18 protein-coding genes and 1 other RNA gene are annotated in these 17577 nt (G+C 42.1%); 15 read left to right on the top strand and 4 right to left on the bottom strand.

Annotated elements, in window-relative coordinates:
• Positions 1–117 precede the first annotated feature (117 nt).
• Positions 118–513: a DoxX family protein gene (locus tag PR683_RS12485; protein WP_004908378.1), complete on the top strand. Its 396-nt coding sequence runs from the start codon at positions 118–120 to the stop codon at positions 511–513.
• A 515-nt stretch (positions 514–1028) separates the two neighbouring features.
• Here PR683_RS12485 and PR683_RS12480 read toward each other — a convergent pair.
• Complete coding sequence (locus PR683_RS12480) at positions 1029–1922, bottom strand: LysR family transcriptional regulator (protein ID WP_117162551.1); 894 nt, start codon at positions 1920–1922, stop codon at positions 1029–1031.
• A gap of 123 nt (positions 1923–2045) precedes the next feature.
• Between PR683_RS12480 and PR683_RS12475 the strand changes: the two genes are divergently transcribed.
• The 10 genes from PR683_RS12475 (at position 2046) to dagF (ending at position 11029) form a co-directional block, all read left to right on the top strand.
• Positions 2046–2753: a pirin family protein gene (locus tag PR683_RS12475; protein WP_109911697.1), complete on the top strand. Its 708-nt coding sequence runs from the start codon at positions 2046–2048 to the stop codon at positions 2751–2753.
• A 135-nt stretch (positions 2754–2888) separates the two neighbouring features.
• Positions 2889–4859: a BglG family transcription antiterminator gene (locus PR683_RS12470; protein ID WP_109911696.1), complete on the top strand. Its 1971-nt coding sequence runs from the start codon at positions 2889–2891 to the stop codon at positions 4857–4859.
• 482 nt (positions 4860–5341) lie between these two features.
• The gene (locus PR683_RS12465) at positions 5342–5680 is read left to right on the top strand and encodes a PRD domain-containing protein (protein ID WP_004908366.1); all 339 of its coding nucleotides are present in this window, start codon (positions 5342–5344) and stop codon (positions 5678–5680) included.
• 32 nt (positions 5681–5712) lie between these two features.
• Positions 5713–6078, top strand: coding sequence for an SFCGS family glycine-rich protein (locus tag PR683_RS12460; RefSeq protein WP_004908363.1), 366 nt, complete (start codon positions 5713–5715; stop codon positions 6076–6078).
• Positions 6078–6374, top strand: a complete 297-nt coding sequence (locus PR683_RS12455; RefSeq protein ID WP_004258180.1) for a DUF4312 family protein — start codon at positions 6078–6080, stop codon at positions 6372–6374. The genes PR683_RS12460 and PR683_RS12455 overlap by 1 nt, the downstream gene beginning before the upstream one ends.
• A 26-nt stretch (positions 6375–6400) precedes the next feature.
• Positions 6401–7192, top strand: coding sequence for a DUF4311 domain-containing protein (locus PR683_RS12450; protein WP_004258184.1), 792 nt, complete (start codon positions 6401–6403; stop codon positions 7190–7192).
• Between the two features lie 2 nt (positions 7193–7194).
• Positions 7195–7845 (top strand): DUF4310 family protein, encoded by a 651-nt coding sequence (locus PR683_RS12445; RefSeq protein ID WP_004908356.1) that lies wholly within the window; start codon positions 7195–7197, stop codon positions 7843–7845.
• A 206-nt stretch (positions 7846–8051) separates the two neighbouring features.
• Positions 8052–9191: an amidohydrolase/deacetylase family metallohydrolase gene (locus PR683_RS12440; RefSeq protein ID WP_109911695.1), complete on the top strand. Its 1140-nt coding sequence runs from the start codon at positions 8052–8054 to the stop codon at positions 9189–9191.
• A complete protein-coding gene (locus tag PR683_RS12435; protein WP_004908346.1) occupies positions 9175–10287 on the top strand; it encodes a DgaE family pyridoxal phosphate-dependent ammonia lyase in 1113 nt (370 codons plus the stop codon). The genes PR683_RS12440 and PR683_RS12435 overlap by 17 nt, the downstream gene beginning before the upstream one ends.
• Position 10288: 1 nt before the next feature.
• Positions 10289–11029: a 2-dehydro-3-deoxy-phosphogluconate aldolase gene (dagF, locus tag PR683_RS12430; protein ID WP_109911693.1), complete on the top strand. Its 741-nt coding sequence runs from the start codon at positions 10289–10291 to the stop codon at positions 11027–11029.
• 137 nt (positions 11030–11166) lie between these two features.
• Here the strand turns inward: dagF and PR683_RS12425 are convergent, their stop codons facing one another.
• From PR683_RS12425 to rsmI, 3 genes are all read right to left on the bottom strand, one after another.
• Complete coding sequence (locus PR683_RS12425; RefSeq protein WP_196723992.1) at positions 11167–12243, bottom strand: 4Fe-4S binding protein; 1077 nt, start codon at positions 12241–12243, stop codon at positions 11167–11169.
• Positions 12244–12706: 463 nt separating this feature from the next.
• An RNA gene (gene rnpB, locus PR683_RS12420) (RNase P RNA component class A) lies at positions 12707–13080 on the bottom strand.
• Positions 13081–13174: 94 nt separating this feature from the next.
• The gene (gene rsmI / locus PR683_RS12415; protein WP_115167905.1) at positions 13175–14047 is read right to left on the bottom strand and encodes a 16S rRNA (cytidine(1402)-2'-O)-methyltransferase; all 873 of its coding nucleotides are present in this window, start codon (positions 14045–14047) and stop codon (positions 13175–13177) included.
• A gap of 61 nt (positions 14048–14108) precedes the next feature.
• Here rsmI and PR683_RS12410 point away from each other — a divergent pair, with 61 nt between their 5' ends.
• The 4 genes from PR683_RS12410 to dolP all read left to right on the top strand — a co-directional run bounded on the left by PR683_RS12410 (position 14109) and on the right by dolP (position 17516).
• Positions 14109–15806 carry a penicillin-binding protein activator gene (locus PR683_RS12410; RefSeq protein ID WP_109911690.1) on the top strand — a complete coding sequence of 566 codons (1698 nt, stop codon included), beginning with the start codon at positions 14109–14111 and terminating at the stop codon, positions 15804–15806.
• A 39-nt stretch (positions 15807–15845) separates the two neighbouring features.
• Positions 15846–16226, top strand: coding sequence for a YraN family protein (locus tag PR683_RS12405; RefSeq protein WP_004908329.1), 381 nt, complete (start codon positions 15846–15848; stop codon positions 16224–16226).
• Positions 16227–16340: 114 nt separating this feature from the next.
• A complete protein-coding gene (gene diaA / locus PR683_RS12400) occupies positions 16341–16931 on the top strand; it encodes a DnaA initiator-associating protein DiaA (RefSeq protein WP_004908326.1) in 591 nt (196 codons plus the stop codon).
• A 9-nt stretch (positions 16932–16940) separates the two neighbouring features.
• Positions 16941–17516 (top strand): division/outer membrane stress-associated lipid-binding lipoprotein, encoded by a 576-nt coding sequence (dolP, locus tag PR683_RS12395; protein ID WP_109911689.1) that lies wholly within the window; start codon positions 16941–16943, stop codon positions 17514–17516.
• The last annotated feature ends 61 nt before the right edge of the window (positions 17517–17577 follow it).

The following is a 17577-nucleotide window of genomic DNA, read 5'->3' as shown; positions in this document are numbered from 1 at the left end:
TGACTATTATAAGCCCATCGAATGTTTTCTTACCTATTTGTGCTGAAAACAACACTACAAAGCGACATATATCGCAACTAATTTATATTTAATGACTTATTAGTCTGGAGAATCTCAATGAAAAATTTAGAAAGTGGTGCGGTATTATTAGCTCGCATTATGATGCCAATTCTGTTCATTGTCGCTGGGTATGGAAAACTGGGAGATGCATACGCAGGAACACAACAATACATGCAAGCAATGGGCGTTCCAGGCTTTTTATTACCTTTAACCATTTTATTAGAACTTGGCGGTGGCTTAGCGGTTTTATTCGGTTTCTTAACTCGGACTGTCGCTTTATTTACCGCAGGCTTTACGGTATTAACCGCACTCCTGTTCCATATCGACTTTAGCGTTGCGCCAAATAGCTTAATGTTTATGAAAAACTTTACTATTGCCGGCGGTTTCTTACTGTTAGCTGTGACCGGCCCAGGAAAATTTAGTATTGACCATTTATTAAATAAAAAATGGTAATTCCGATTTCATTATCACCCTTATTAATTTAGCTTCATTTTTTGTCCAACTTATACCTCCTTCGGGAGGTATTTTTTTATTCAAAATAATTGTTTTGAAGTTAATAGAAACTAAATCATCGTTATCAGTAAATGAAAATTAAGCTGGGCAGCTTTATTTATTCTTGTTGAATCACCACTAATATCACGCGACTCGTAAGCTCTAAATAGTTTGAGTTGTCGGTAGGCAGCAAATTGATGTTGATGGGTTTATTTTTCAACCTCAAGTTAACTTCTAAATATTTTATACCAATGAAACCGTGAGTCACAAACTACACTCGTAAACTCTAAATAGTTTGAGTTGTAGGTAGGTGGCAAATTGATGTTGATGGGTTTATTTTTCAACCTCAAGTTAACTTCTAAATAATTCGTACTGTAGCAAGGCTGCAAGCTCACTAATCCCTAGGAGCATACATAAGTATGTGACTAGGGTTAGTGAGTGAAGCTAACACCGCTACAGTGCGAAGTATGACGAAGTTATAATCGGAAAAGTTTGGGGATTTCTCGGAGACACCACGACTTAGCCTCCCCCATACTATCTCGCCGCCACGCCATAATAATATTCGTCTCATGGCTATACTCTGCGCCAACTACTTTTAAACGCCCTTCACGAATATCTTGTTCAACCATTGGATACGGCATTGTTGCAACACCAAGACCAGCCAATAAAGCATTGCGTTTATCTTCAATTGTCGACACGGTTAATCGTTGTTGTTTATCCAACAACTGCACCGTTATCACAGGTCGCTCACGTGCGGTATCAGCTACTGCAATTCCACGGTACTTCACTCGAGTCGCATCAGATAATGGTTCAGGTTCTTGATGAATGGGGTGATCCGGGCTCGCAACATAAATATGATTAATGGTGTATAACGATTTAGAGTTAATTTCTGAAGATGATCGAAAATGCATATCAGGGGCAATGACAATATCCGCTTTACCGCTTTCAAGGCGTTCCCATGCTCCCGCCAATACTTCAGTAATCAAAGATAACTGTGTTTCTGATTTTTCCGCCAGTCGTTCCACCAGTGGAAAAAGTGAATTAGCAGGAACTAAAGCTTCACACACGATGGTTAAATGCGTTTCCCATCCTTTTGCAAGGGCTTCCGCGTCAGATGTTAGCTTATCAGCGGCTTCAAGTAGGATCCTTCCTCTATCAAGTAACATCCTACCGACATTCGTAAATTTAGTTCTATGCCCTGAACGGTCAAATAAAATGACATCGAGCTCTTCTTCTAATTTTTGCATGGTATAGCTTAGTGCAGACGGGACTCGCCCCAACTCTTCAGCAGCTGCAGCAAAACTACCACGGCGGTCGATTGCATCCATAACCCTTAATGATTCAAGCGTTAATGCTCTCTCTTTACTCATGAAGTTTCTCTTTCAGGAAATTTGAACAAGGGAAACAGATTAACTGGCTAACAATTCAACGTCCAGCTATTTATTATAACAATAGATTATTAACTTATTTATTTTCGATGGGGGTTAACCATTATGATGACACTGAGACCCGCTAACCATTGCGGAAAAGCTGATTATGGTTGGCTGCAAGCGCGTTATTCCTTTTCATTTGGCCATTATTTTGACCCAGATTTTATGGGTTTTAAAACACTCAGAGTGCTGAATCAAGAGGTTATTGCGCCACAAAATGCGCTACAGCCAAGAACCTACCCTCATGTTGATATTTTAAATATCATCCTAAAAGGGCACGCAGAATATCGAGACAGTTTAGGTAATACCATCCAAGCGGATGAAGGTGAATGTGTGCGTTTCTCACCACGCCCAGATCTTAGCTACAGCGAACAAAATGTGTGCCCCAAAACACCACTAACGCGTTTACAGCTCTGGTTAAATGCTTGCCCACAGCAAGAATCTTTGCCCTTGCAAAAAATAGCCATTAGTGAAAATGAGAGTAAGCTTATCGCCTCTCCTGATGGGGAAGATCAAAGCATTCAATTACGTCAACAAATTTGGATCACTCAAATTCACTTGGCAGCCGATGAATCAACAGCGATCACGCTAAAAGGAAAAAATTCATTCCTTCAGTCTATACATGGTGGAGCAACATTACGAACACCAAAAGGCGAACAACTCGGGATGAATTGCAATGATGGGGCATTTATCCAAGATGATAATCAAATCATCATTAGTGCAGATAAACCGTTTAGAGGCCTGTTAATCGACCTTGGGGAACAAAACTAGCCACTTTCCTGCTATAACAGCATGAATTTTGCGAACGGATTCGCAAATTTCATCATTTACATATCCTACATATTGACACGCTTGTGTTAGAGTCCTGCCATTAGCGAGCAAAAAAGACGTAATTTTATTGCTCAAATGCTTTTTCGTTTTGATTTTAAAGGTGTTTCCGTGGCTCTATTCACTCAACAGCGACATAATCAAATTTTTGCTCAAATTCTGAATGAGGTTGTTCCTCAAGACGAATTAGCAAAAAACTTTTCCGTTTCTACTCGAACTATTCGTTCTGATATCAATGAAATCAATGAATTGATACAGCCATATAGTGCACATATTGTGTATGAACGAGGTCGTGGTTACCGGTTGAACATTGAAGACGAAGCCCTATTTGCGACCTTTACTCAACAAAATGATGAAGACGATCATATCCCTCGAACGAGCAAAGAGCGCATTGATGCACTGCTATTAAAGCTCTTAATGCTATCACTTCCCGTAAAGCTTGATGATATCGCTGAGGAATGGTTTATCAGCCGAGGCACTTTACAACAAGATATGGGGGCGGTGAGAGAACAGCTGCAAAAATACCAAATTGCATTAGAAAGTATTCCTCACCAAGGTATTCGTTTGAATGGTAGCGAGTGGGCAGTTCGAGCTTGTATGACTGAAACTTTATGGCGTCGTTATTGCGCACAGATATCGCCTGATTTAACCACTTTCCGCCCCGATTGTCTGGATAATTTAGACCTGTCATATATCGATAAAGTATTACATAACAGTTTGAATCGTTTTGATATTCGGATTAGCAATGAAGGCCATTTATACCTAGTTTTTAATTGTGCGGTCACTATTTTGCGTATCACTCGCGGCCATGAGCTCACCACTGCGGTCAAAAACGATGACAGTGAAGAAGTGATCCGTAAAGCGTGCGATGAAATCTCCAAAGGTTTGATCTACTTTCTTGGCAATGACCTTTCTGGGGCAGAACTGAGCTATTTGCATGACCAAATTGTTGCCCAACGTATTAGTAACCAAGACTCTAGCACGCAAAAAAGTGGTACTCATAATGAGCTATGTGAATATATTTTAAATTATATTAATGAATTATATAATTATGACTTACGAAATGATGAAAAGCTCAAAAAAGATCTCAATACGCATCTTGCGGCCTTAATCACTCGCCTGCAGTATCATATTTCTACACCAAATCCGCTATTATCTGATATTAAACAATACTATCCGTTTGCCTATGACGTCACACTCAGCGCATTAACCAGCGCAAGTAAACAATTACTCCCCCACCCAATCAGTGAAGATGAACTGGGTTATCTTGCAGTTCATATCGGTGTTAGCCTCGAACGTAACTATGGCGCAGGGTCAATTCGCCAAACAGAAGTACTGGTAGTCACCGATGCAGGAAACTCCACGTTTCGCGTGGTTGAATCTAAAATCATGCGTGAGTTTCCACAACTCAAATTTAGTCGAGGGTTAACATTACAAGAGTATGAATCCTTGGATGAAGTCACTGAAGATTTCGTGATAACCACAGTACGAATTTCAGAGAAAAACAAGCCTGTTATTAAAATCGCGCCTTTCCCAACGCCCTATCAGCTAGAGCAAGTTGGCCGCCTAGCTATGGTTGATCAAACTCGCCCTTATATTATTGAGCGTTTTTTTGATGAACGGTTCTTCATGGTAATTAATGAAAAAATTAGCCAAGAAGAGCTCTTTCAAATGGTTTGCCATAAATTACAGCAAGAAGGCTATGTAACCCCCGATTTTTATCCATCACTACAAGAACGTGAATCAATTGTTTCCACATTGCTCGGGGAAGGCATCGCATTACCCCACTCTTTAGGCTTACTTGCCAATAAAACGGTGGTTGCAACCGTTGTGGCCCCAAAAGGCATTGAATGGAATAAAGAAACCAAAGAGAACGCTTATGTCATTTTCTTGTTGGCTATTAGTAAAACAGACTATGAAGAAGCGATGGCTATTTATGATTTATTCGTTACCTTTGTAAAGGAAAAAACGACTCGTCGCTTAGTAAGTGTCAAAAATTTCAATGAATTCCAAGTGATAGCTAAAGACAGCTTAGCACGTATCCTCTAATCTGATAGCAACTTCCACTTCGTAGTGGAAAAGTGGAAGTTGCTGACTTTTACGTGATCCTAACCACAACTCTCGCAAATATTTTCCTATCCTAAACGGCCTGTTTTACGCACAGAGTAACTAAGTGGAAGCTATTGCAATCAACACAACATAATTTCCATTTATTGTTTCCACTTTTCTTTCCAGTTCCTTTTTTCAATTCCATTTTTTATGTAAAAAAATAATCAATTGATAAACAACATATTTTATTCGAAGTATTGTTATTTTTATCCTTTTTAGATAATTGATTGATGTCAATTTTTCCACTTAACTTCCACATAGAACAAAAAACATACCAACCCAACTAATATTTATTTCCAAATAATTTCCACTTTGAAGTGGAAATTCACTGCCTGCAAAAAATACCAATAAACGTCTAATGTATAAGGCATGAAGGAACAGAGTAGTCTAACTTGCAATATTACTTTGGATTTTAAATAGTTATGAGTGAATCAGTTGTCGTTTTTAAAATGTTAGAACATAACCTTGATATTGATGAGGTGACACAAAAACTGCTAGCAGTGATTACTGACTGGCTCAAGCAGGAGGATTGCTACACCACGGATGTACAACAACAGATGTTGGAGTCTCATTTACGTGCCATGGTCGGTAGAGCAAAAACGGGTGAAGCCTTACCAGAAGTTGATATCAGCCTATTTGATGAAATCTCTGAACATTCGATTACGCTCGCGCAACGGGTTGTTGACACACTTCCCGGTTTAGCACCTGAAGAGACCTATTTACTCTCTGTTCACTTTGAAGTTGCACGTTCAAATGATTAATTACTAATTTGGTAGGATTTGGAGAATATTTTATGAAACAGATAGTTGTTGTTATCGGTGACCGTTTAGGTAAAGGCCAAAAAGTAGCGGCGGGTGTTGAAGCTGCTGGCGGTAAAGCGATTGTTGTTCCAGGTGTCGCCGCTGACATGAAACTTGGCGATGTGATGAACGCAGAACAAGCCGATTTAGGTATCTCATTTTGTGGAAGTGGTGGCGCTGGTGCAATCACAGCTCAAACTAAGTATGGCTATAAAGCTCGCTATGGGATGCGCTCCATTGAAGAGGGAGAAACCGCAATTGCAGACGGTTGCAATGTATTAGGTTTCGGTTTTATGGACAAGGAAGAGTTAGGCGAGCGCTTAGTAAAAGCATTCAATAAAAAATACGGCAACGCTTAATGAAAAAATCTATCGAAACGGTTGTACGGGTTACAGGGCAAGGCGACACTAAGCAAAAAGCGATAGCTGACGCCTTAAATTCAATTCAAAAAACCGTACTGAAAAACAGCACAGACATCATCCTACGAATTGAACCAAAGGATGTTGAAGTGATTAGTGCTCACTCTCATTCGCGGACAGAAAAATTTCTTTTTCTCTTTTTGCCACGCAAACGTGAACATTTTCGTGTTGTACTCGACGTTTCGCTGGATGTCACTTTACTTTCTGTCAACGAAATACCATTTACAGAACAATAATAGCAATCAGGTCTGGAGTTAATTCCATGAGTGAAACTGCATCTTTTCTAGAAATATTGGGCATGTCCCTGATCATCGGTGGGCTCTGCGGCTTTGGCTTAGGCGCAGGGGCTGCGCGTATGTTCCACGCACCAACCGTACAAGGTATGGGGGCATTCCGTACATTGGGTGAGCTGAACGCGTGTGAAGGCGACCCAGCATCTCACTTTTCTTTTGGCTTAGGATTTTTCTTTAATGCATGGGCATCATCAGTTGCTGCAGGGGCATTTACACAAGACGTTGACCACCGCATCATCCCAAACTGGGGTGCGGCAGCGCTGTTAACCAAAAACCGTAGTGTCGCTGACACACTGCATAACCCGAAAAAAATGGCGATTGCTTGTGCCATCATCGGGGCATTAGTTGTCGCCTTCTTAAACACAACTGCTTCCGCAGTTCCGGCTGCACTGCAAACAACAGCCATTAACGTACTAGTGCCTGCCGCTAACTTGTTAGTTAACACGGTGATGCCAGTTATCTTCTGGTTAGCCGCTATGGATGCCGGGCGTCGTTCAGGTTTCTGGGCAACATTATTTGGTGGTTGTGCTCAGTTAATCATGGGGAATGCTATCCCTGGTTTAGTTTTAGGTATCTTGATTGGTAAAGGCGTTGATGACAACGGCTGGAACCGTATCACTCGCACAATGATGATAACCGTGGTTCTCTTGTTCGTTCTCAGCGGCTTCTTCCGTGAGTTCGACCTGAAGATGATCACCTCTTTCAACCTAGATAAACCATTGTGGCTTGAATACGTCCACGGTCTGCTGAGCGGGAAATAATCATGACAACTGAAATTAACAAACAAGATTTTTGGTACGCAGAATGGTCCTTTCCGATTTTTGTTGGGCTGCTATCCGCAGGGATCTTCGCAGGTACCCACATGTATGTCGTCTACGGCTTTGGTGCATTTAACGAAGTAGCGTTCGTCGCCATGTTACGTGCAGGCTTAGATACAGGGGTTTACGGTGCAGTCGCCGCATTCGGTGCAAGTTTCTTATTTGCTCGAATCATCGAAGGGTCACTGGTTGGTATTTTAGATATTGGTGGGGCGCTGCAAACTGGTATTGGGCTGGGTGTTCCTGCTCTATTCCTCGCTGCGGGTTGGGATATTCTAGTCACTAACTTCTGGCTTTCATTAGTGACAGGTTTATTCCTTGGGGTATTAATCGGTTTACTGATTGTCTTTGCACGTAAATTCACCATTGCCCAAGCCAACTCAACCTTTGGTGCAGACGTCATGATGGGTGCGGGTAATACTTCAGGTCGATTCTTAGGCCCATTGATTATCTTAGCCGCCATGGCAGCTTCTATTCCAATCGGAATTGGTTCATTAATCGGCGCATTGATTTTCTATGTATGGCAAAAACCAGTTGCCGGTGGCGCCATTTTAGGTGCGATGTTATTTGGTTATTTCTTCCCAATCGTCGCCTAACTAGTATCCTCCCGGAGCATCTGCTCCGGGTTACTGAATAACATCATTAAAAACAGGCTCGAAATAGTTCAAAGAGTAGCTAGGCGGCAAACGACGATATCCCTAGGAGCATACAAAAGTATGTGACTAGGGTAGCGGAAGTGCTGCCAACAACGCTGCAGTTTGAAGTATGACGAGCATCGAGTATGAGTATAAAGAGGGCAACTATGTACACTCTAATCATCAAACAAGGTAAGCGTATCGATGGCTCGATTATCGATATTCTTATCAAAGATGGAAAAATCGAAGCAGCAGGCCCTGAGTTAGCCTGTAACCAGCAAGCTGACAAAATTATTGATCTCCAAGGTAAAACTTATGTCAGCGCCGGATGGATTGATTCTCACGCACACTGTTTTGTTGAGTCACCTATTTACTTCGATGACCCTGATTTAGCAGGAGCCGCTGGCGGAGTTACCTCACTGGTTGATGCAGGCAGTGTCGGTGCTGATGATATTGATAAATTTTATCAACTGACACAAAAATCGAAAACCAATGTCTTTTCTCTGTTAAATATTTCACGCATTGGCATCATTGCACAAAATGAATTGTCCGATATGAACAACATCAATGATGCCTGCTTTCAAGACGCTATCGAGCGCCACTCAGGCTTTGTTGTTGGTATGAAAGCGCGTATGAGTAAAAGTGTGGTTGGTGAAAATGGTATTGCACCACTGATTAAAGCTAAAGAAATGCAGAAAAAACACCATCTTCCACTCATGGTGCATATCGGCAACAACCCACCGGATATCGATGAAGTCGCTGATTTACTGACACGTGGCGATATCATCACTCACTGCTTTAATGGCAAACCCAATAAAATTTTAGGCGAAGATGGCTACCTAAAGCCCTCAATTGCTCGCGCACTCGCACGCGGAGTCATATTAGATGTTGGCCATGGCGGTGAGAGTTTTAGCTTTAAAGTTGCCGAACAAGCCATGCGCATCGGCACTTACCCTGACATTATCAGTTCCGATATTTACCACCGCAACCGCGTTAATGGCCCTGTTTATAGCCTCGCTTTTGTGATGACCAAATTCCTGTGTATGGGCTTTAGTGCGGAACAAGTGCTTCGCTGCGTTACCGAAAAAGCCGCCAATTTCTTATCATTACCCGCGAAAGGCTATTTAAGGCCGGGCTTTGACGCCGACATAACCCTTTTTGACCTTAAAGAAGAGCAAACCGAGCTCACGGATGCAGAAGGCGAACACCGTATAGGCACTCACCGCTTCGTACCATTGGCTGCTATCGTCGGTGGAAAACACATTATTCATGCACAAGGTGAATCAGAACATGCAATCGATTTATGATAAATATCAGTTAAAACACGTTATTAATGCCTCTGGCCGCATGACAATTCTGGGTGTTTCAACGCCAACTCCGGAAGTTGTTGAACGTGTTGCTTACGGATTAAATAATTATTTTGAAATTAAAGACTTAGTTAATAAAACTGGCGAATACATTGCTAATCTATTAGATGTTGAAGCCGCAGTTGTTGTTTCCTGCGCATCTGCCGGTATCGCACAAGCTGTTGCAGCGGTGATTGTACAAGATGATGATGATTTACTGCTTAATTTGCATTCATCCGACAAAGTTGTGCCTCGTGAAATTATTTTACCTAAAGGCCATAACGTTAATTTCGGTGCTCCTGTCGATACAATGGTGAGCTTAGGTGGTGGTAAAGTGGTCGAAGCGGGCTTTGCTAACGAGTGCAACGCCGCCCAGTTAGCTGCAAAAATCACCCCCAATACCGCCGCTATTCTGTATATCAAATCCCATCATACCGTACAAAAAAGCATGTTAACCGTGGAACAAGCCGCCAAAGTGGCTCATGACCACCAGCTACCACTGATCGTTGATGCTGCCGCTGAAGAAGAGCTCACAGCTTACTACCAAGCAGGCGGCGATATTGTGATTTACAGTGGCGCAAAAGCGATTGAAGGCCCAACAAGTGGCCTAGTTATTGGTAAAAAACAATATGTTGAGTGGGTAAAACGCCAAAGCCAAGGTATTGGCCGTGCGATGAAAGTGGGTAAAGAAGGTATTTTAGGCCTCACTCTTGCTATCGAACAGTACCTGACAGCGACAAAAGAAACTGGCCCAGAAATGGTCAATCGAATGAGTAAATTCATCAGCGATTTGAATGCAATTAAAGGTATCTCTGCTCAAGTGGTCTGGGATGGCGCTGGACGTGATATTGCTCGTACTGAAATTAGCTTTGATGAAAAAACAATAGGCAAAACTACCTACCAAATCATGGCTGAGTTAAAACAAGGTGATACCGCGATTTACTTCCGTGAGTACAAAGCCAACGAAGGAAAAGTGGAAGCTGACATTCGTAGTGTTAGTACTGAACAACTTGATGTTATTTCTCAGAATATTCGTTTGTTAGTAGAAGGAATTTAAAATGAAATTGTCACCGAATTTTTATCGTGACCGCGTGTGTTTAAACGTCTTGGCAGGCAGCCATCAAAATGCAAAAGATATCTATGCTGCAGCAGAAACCTTTGTTGTTGTTGGTGTTTTATCTAAAAATTACCCTGACTTAGAAAGCGCGATTGCAGATATGCGTATTTATGCCCAAAAAACCGATAATGCATTATCAGTTGGCCTGGGTGCTGGCGACCCAAATCAATCAACCATGGTATCGTTGATTTCAAAAGAAGTGCAACCGCAGCACGTTAACCAAGTATTCACTGGTGCCCCAATTAGCCGTGCACTATTAGGCCAAAACGAAACCTTCGTGAATGCGCTCATATCACCGACAGGCACGGTGGGTATGGTAAAAATTTCCACAGGCCCATTAAGTTCTCAAGCGCCAGATGGCATTGTTCCGATTGAAACTGCCATTATGATGCTTAAAGACATGGGTGCTGACTCTGTTAAATTCTTTAATATGAAAGGGTTAACATATATTGAAGAATATAAAGCCATTGCCAAAGCTTGCGCTGACTTTGATTTTTCTTTAGAGCCTACAGGCGGCATTGATTTAGATAACTTTGCTGAAATTTTGCAAATTGCTCTTGATGCAGGCGTGAAAAAAATCATTCCTCATATCTATAGCTCAATTATTGATAAAGATACTGGCAATACGCGCCCTGAAGATGTACGTCAGTTATTGCAGATGGTTAAGCAAGCGGTTAACTGATGGGGTAGTAAGTAGTATGTAAGAAAATAAATATAAGCGAGAAATAAGTATAAATAAGCAGTACAAAATCTGTCATCACGACAAAACAACAAGTTGCCCCGCTTATTATCATATGTAGCGGGGTTTTTTATTGTGCATCAATGGCCTATCATTCTTGCATTTGGAATAATATGAAACCAATAATTATCGGGTACTGGGCTATCCCAAACGCCAAAATACATAGCAACCCCAATAGTGATAAATAAAATTGCCAAGGTTAAAATAGCCATCATCCTACCCGATAACCGAAATTGATGTTTTTTTGCTGGCAATTGCAATGAAAAATCCAGTGTTGATGCAACAGGGCAAGATTCCACGCAAGTCATACACCCCGTACATTCGAGCGTTCTTACCTGAATTAATTTATCAACAGGGATGCGGGATGGGCAGTTTTTCGCACATTTTCCACAATCAATGCAACTTTCCACATTTCGCCGAATTTTAAATGGTGAAAATAACGAAAACAGCCCTAGCAATGCACCATAAGGACACAAATAACGGCACCAAGCATTACGAATAAACAAGCTTGCCACCACTAAAACCGCAACACTGACCAGCGCAAACAAGCTAATATAGCGAAAGAAATCCAACATTTTGACGTCAATGATGATCCCATAAGGTGACATCATAAAGTATTGGATCATCTGCGCAGACATGGAAAATGCAATATAGAGAAAGAAGCTTAATAGTAAATATTTTAAACCTCGTAGGGGGATATCTAGCCATTTAGGTAAACTGATTTGTTTTTGATAACCAAACAGTTTTTGGCCTATTTTTCCAGTATATTCCGATATAGTGCCTATCGGGCACATCCATGAACAAAATGCTTTTTTGAGCAGTAAGCTAATCAAAATAAAAGAAACAAGCAGAAACATTGAAGCCGCATGAATTGGCGGGAAACTCCCCGTTTCCAACGTATATTTTAAATTCATTAACCCCGCAATCGGCAGCCAACCTTCAATTCCACCAGGGCGAGGAAGGTGAACTGTCGCTCCTCCGGTTTCGTAGTAACGCACCCAAAAATAGAAGGTGATGCCAATATAAATATTGATCGCCAATAGCGTAAACTGTACAAATTTACGCCATGTTGATGCATTACGCCAATCATTCCAAGGGAGCTTACCCCCTGTAGTACCAGGGCGACGTTGGTACCTTACACGTGGTTTTTCTTTCATGTCCGCACATCTCTTTAACATGCATTATAAATACCACTATTGTATTTACATATTCACAGGGCGCATTGATTTGCATCAGAGGGTTGTGATGTTGATGAGTTGATGAGTTGATGAGTTGATGAGTTGATGAGTTGATGTATCAAATGGTGAAGACAAGCCAGAAAAGAAAGAAGAGAAGTATTTTTATATTAAATCAAAAGATTATGATTTTTCCTAAATAGTTCGTGTTGTACCGAGGCGGCAAAATGAAGACAGCGTAGGGAGCATACAAAAGTATGTGACCCGTGTGGCTGAATGCAGCCAACACAGGTACAGCTCGAAGCATTATAAACTGAAATTTTTTCTAAATAATTCGAGGTGTGCCAAGGCGGCAAAATGAGGAAATCCCTAGGAGCATACAAAAGTATGTGACTAGGGCTGACGAGTGACGCCAACACAGGCACAGCTTGAAGTATGACGAAAAAATGGGAGTTGGCCGATAAGCCGGGTTCTGTCTTGGACAACCATTCATCTAGGCCAGCACTTACGCACTGGCTCCAGCAACCTACCCGAGTTCAATGCGGGCCGCACCATATGAACCCCTATTTGGTCTTGCTCCGGGTGGAGTTTACCGTGCCACGAACTGTTGCCAGTCGCGCGGTGCGCTCTTACCGCACCCTTTCACCCTTACCTGATCCTGTAAACAGGCCATCGGCGGTTTGCTCTCTGTTGCACTAGTCGTAGGCTCGCGCCTCCCAGACGTTATCTGGCACCCTGCCCTATGGAGCCCGGACTTTCCTCCCCTCTATCCGTCTCCCGAAGGGACTACGATAAAGCAGCGGTTGTCTGGCCAACTCCGCGGCGAATTATAGGCACTTTGCTGAGTCTTGTACAGACTCTAACGACTTTCATTTACCACTTATATAAATGAACTCGTCTATTTGCTCAAGAATCATTCACCATCTTGATTATCAAGCATCAATTTATACAGCATATTTTTCTTGAGGCCATAAATTTCAGCCGTGATCGCCGCCGCTTTTTTAGGGGGTAATTCTTTTTGTAATAAATTTAATGTTCTCACCACTTCAGGGGAAACTGCGGAGTCATCGACTGGTTTTTTATACCCTTCGACAATCAACACCATTTCGCCACGGTGACGATTTTCATCTTCTTTTACCCAAGCGAGTAACTCTCCCACAGGGCGACCTTCAATAGACTCCCATGTTTTAGTGATTTCACGCGCTAAAACAACATGACGCTCCGGCCCCCAGACTTCCACCATATCTGCTAAACTGTCTAACAAACGGTGGGTTGATTCATAGAAAATCAGCGTGCGGGTTTCTTGTTCGAGTGATTGCAATACATCTTTACGGCCTTTCGTTTTAGCCGGTAAAAAACCTTCATAACAAAAACGGTCTGAAGGTAAACCCGCGGCGGATAACGCAGTAATAGCAGCACAAGGCCCCGGTAAAGGTACAACACGAATACCCGCTTCGCGACAACGATTGACGAGATGATAACCCGGATCATTAATTAAAGGTGTACCCGCATCGGAGACTAATGCGATACTATCACCTTGTTGAAGTCGACTAATTAATTGATCTGCCTTTTGCTGTTCATTATGATCATGCAGAGCAAACAACCGTGCATTTATCGCAAAATTCTGTAATAGAATGCCTGAATGCCGAGTGTCCTCTGCAGCAATAAGGTCAACATGTTTAAGAACATCCAACGCACGTTGCGTGATATCCCTCATATTACCAATTGGGGTAGGAACGATATACAGCGTGGATGCCATAACCACAGCTTGATTAGGTTGGTTCATTGTTTCATCCGAATAGCCGGTTTAAAATTAAGCAATTGAAAAATACACCATTGGATACAGTATGCGTCCTTCAATTTTTTTGCATTTGAAAAAAGGGTTAATCTGCACAGCAATGCTGTCCACATTTGCTCTGTCTGGGTGCCAAATTGTCTCGGAATATTTTCCGTCAACCCAAAAAACACCTGAGCAAAGCGCATCTGATGATGCTAGCCGTTACCAAGCAATCATTGATGCAGCACAAGGTAAGCCTTCAATGGAGGCGATACGTGCCTACATTAGCCAAGAACCTTTATTAAAAACAACCACTGAACGCCAAGCTAACATTGATGGGTTATGGCAGATGTTAACACAGTTAACGCCAGAACAAATTCATGGAATTAGTGCCGATGAAAATATTCTCCAAGGCTGGGTCGATCTTTTAGATATTTATCAAAATAACCGAGATGACACAGATGCCTTACTTGCTGGCTACAACGATTGGAAAATGCGTTACTCAAATAACCCTGGAGTGACGACAACACCAACCCTTTTACTGCAAGCGATGATACCTCAAGTGGGTAAAAATCCTAAGATTGCGTTGTTTTTACCCATGAGTGGGCAAGGACAAGTATTCGGCCAGGCGATTATGCAAGGCTTTATGGATGCGCAAAAAGGTCTGCCTCAAGGGTCTCCCTCTCAAGACGCTATAGATCCCCCAAGTAGTGGAAATGATGTCCTCGACCAAATTTATGAACAAGTTGCTGCAACAACAGGTAATACCCCTACTGCTAGCGATAGCGATGTAGTGGCATCCACTTTACGTATCGATGCAGCCCCTGTGAATACCCAAAGCGTCAAGGTGTTTGATACCACTAATAAACAAATGCCTGCGCTTATTGAGCAAGCAAAAAATGAAGGCTTTAACCTGATTGTTGGGCCATTATTAAAAAGTGACGTTCAAGTTATTACCCAAATGGGGGCTCCAGTTAGCGTGCTTGCGCTCAATGAGCTTGATGCGAACCAATTACAGCCTCGACCAAATCTTTGCTATTTTTCATTATCACCAGAAGATGAAGCACAGAATGCGGCCGCTTATATGAAAGCTGAAGGTAAGCAAATGCCATTGGTATTAGTTCCCGCTAATGCTTTCGGCGATAGGATAGCCAAAGCCTTTGCTCAAGGGTGGCAAGAAAAAGGGGGGGGAACCGTTTTAATGCAAACCTTTGGGTCCATCCCTTCACTAAAAGAGTCAATTAATCGTGGTGCAGGTATCCGTATGACAGGAACGCCAGTGAATACCGGAGCACAATCGATAGATTCACAATATGTCGATTCAACCGGTGCGATTGACGGTGTTTATATTGTTGCCACTCGTGATGAGCTCACCTTAATCAAACCAATGATTGAAATGGCGATTAGTTCCCGTTCCCGCCCTGCACTTTATGCAAGCTCTCGCAGTAACCAAGCCGGATCTGGCGCAGACTACCGCTTTGAAATGGATGGCGTTAAATTTAGCGAAATTCCTTTACTCGCAGGTGCAAACAATAACTTACGTAAACAAGCCCAACAAAAGCTGAACAATGATTACTCGTTATTCCGCTTATATGCCATGGGTATTGACGCATGGTCTTTAGCCAACAATTACGACAAGCTTCAACAATCGGGGCAATTTCGTATTAATGGCGCATCTGGAACCTTAAGCACCACACCAAACTGTGTGGTGTTCCGAGAATTACCTTGGTTACAATTTAAACAAGGTAAAGTGGTTTCCGCGCAATAATATTGTTCAATACTTCATCTTTTTTCAGACAAGGACGTCATGAAAATTATGCCAAAAGCCATACAATGGTTAACAGGCCGGTACTATGAAAATCAAGTGCTCGCTTTCCTGAAACAGCAGGGACTAACATTTGTCGAACGTAACGCAAGAAACCGAGGCGGAGAAATCGACCTCATTATGCGAGATAATACAGGTTGGGTATTTGTTGAAGTTCGTTTTCGCAAAAATTGTGATTACGGAGATGCACTTTTATCAGTAAACTGGCGCAAACGTCGAAAGCTATTAGCTGCCGCCAAATTTTGGCTCTCACAAAGGCAAGAAAGTTTTGAAACCAGCGCATGCCGTTTTGATATCTGCGCCATCACTGGAAACCAATTTGATTGGATACAAAATGCATTTAACGAAAATGATGTTTATTAACAAATGTGATAATCAGCTTTATATACTGATCATGCAGTCAACAAAGCTATAATTCAAATATAATAGCGACACAAAAATGATTTGAATTATATCGAGGCGACAAAGGAAAAACTCGTGCTAGACCGAATAAAAGTTTGTTTCACTGAAAGCATCCAAACTCAAATAGCAGCGGCTGAAGCGCTGCCTGATGCCATATCAAGAGCCGCAATGATGATGGTTCAATCTTTACTCAATGGCAACAAAATTCTATGTTGTGGTAACGGTGCTTCCGCCGCTACCGCACAACGTTTTGCTGCGAGTATGATCCATCGCTTTGAAACTGAGCGCCCTAGCTTACCCGCCTTAGCGCTTAATACCGATAATGCCGTGCTAACTGCGATTTCAGGTAGTAAGCAACCTTCTGAAATTTATGCGAAACAAGTTAGAGCATTAGGGCAACATGGTGATGTTTTGATGGCGATTTCAACCCATGGTAATAGTAGTGATATTATTAAGGCCGTTGAAGCTGCGGTGACTAGAGACATGACAATTGTCGCGTTAACAGGTTATGACGGAGGGGAACTCGCTGGCTTACTGGGTCCTCAAGATGTTGAAATCCGCATACCATCCCAACGAAGTGTTCGAATTCAAGAAGTTCATCTTCTTACTGTAAATTGTCTGTGTGACCTTATAGACAATACTCTTTTCCCACATCAGGACGATTAAGGAGACAAAATGCGATTAATACCGATTTTTGCCATAGTCATCAGTACTGTTTTATTACAAGGCTGTATTGGGGCTGCAGTCGTAGGTTCTGCTGCTGTTGCAACGAAAAGTGCCACAGATCCTCGCAGCGTTGGCCAGCAAGTTGACGATGGAACTTTAGAAGCTCGAGTTAGTGGGCAGCTGAATAAAGATAAGGAAATCACAGGTAAGGCTCGTATCATTGCGACCGCTTATAAAGGTAATGTCCTGTTAACTGGCCAAAGTCCTGATATGGCTTGGGCTGAACGAGCAAAACAAATCGCCTCTAACGTTGATGGCACCATCGCAGTCTATAATGAAGTTCGTAGCGGTGAGCCCGTTGATTTGGGTACGGCTTCAAAGGATACTTGGTTAACAACCAAAGTGAAATCGAAAATTCTTGCTAGTGATAGCGTTAAATCTGGTAGTGTAAAAGTCATTACTGAAAACGGTGAGGTTTTCTTGCTAGGTGTTTTAACAAGGCAAGAAGGTGATGCAGCGGCAAAAATTGCTAGTGAAACAGACGGTGTTCGTCGAGTTACGACCGCTTTCACTTATCTTAATTAATCATAAACAATAATATATTGTTATAAAAACAAAAGCCGTGGGTTAAAAACCATGGCTTTTT

The sequence above is a fragment of the Providencia sp. PROV269 genome (assembly GCF_028477785.1).
Taxonomy (GTDB): Bacteria; Pseudomonadota; Gammaproteobacteria; order Enterobacterales; family Enterobacteriaceae; genus Providencia; species Providencia rettgeri.
The sequence above is the reverse complement of the archived record's forward strand: the minus strand, read 5'-3'. Positions and strand labels throughout refer to the sequence as shown.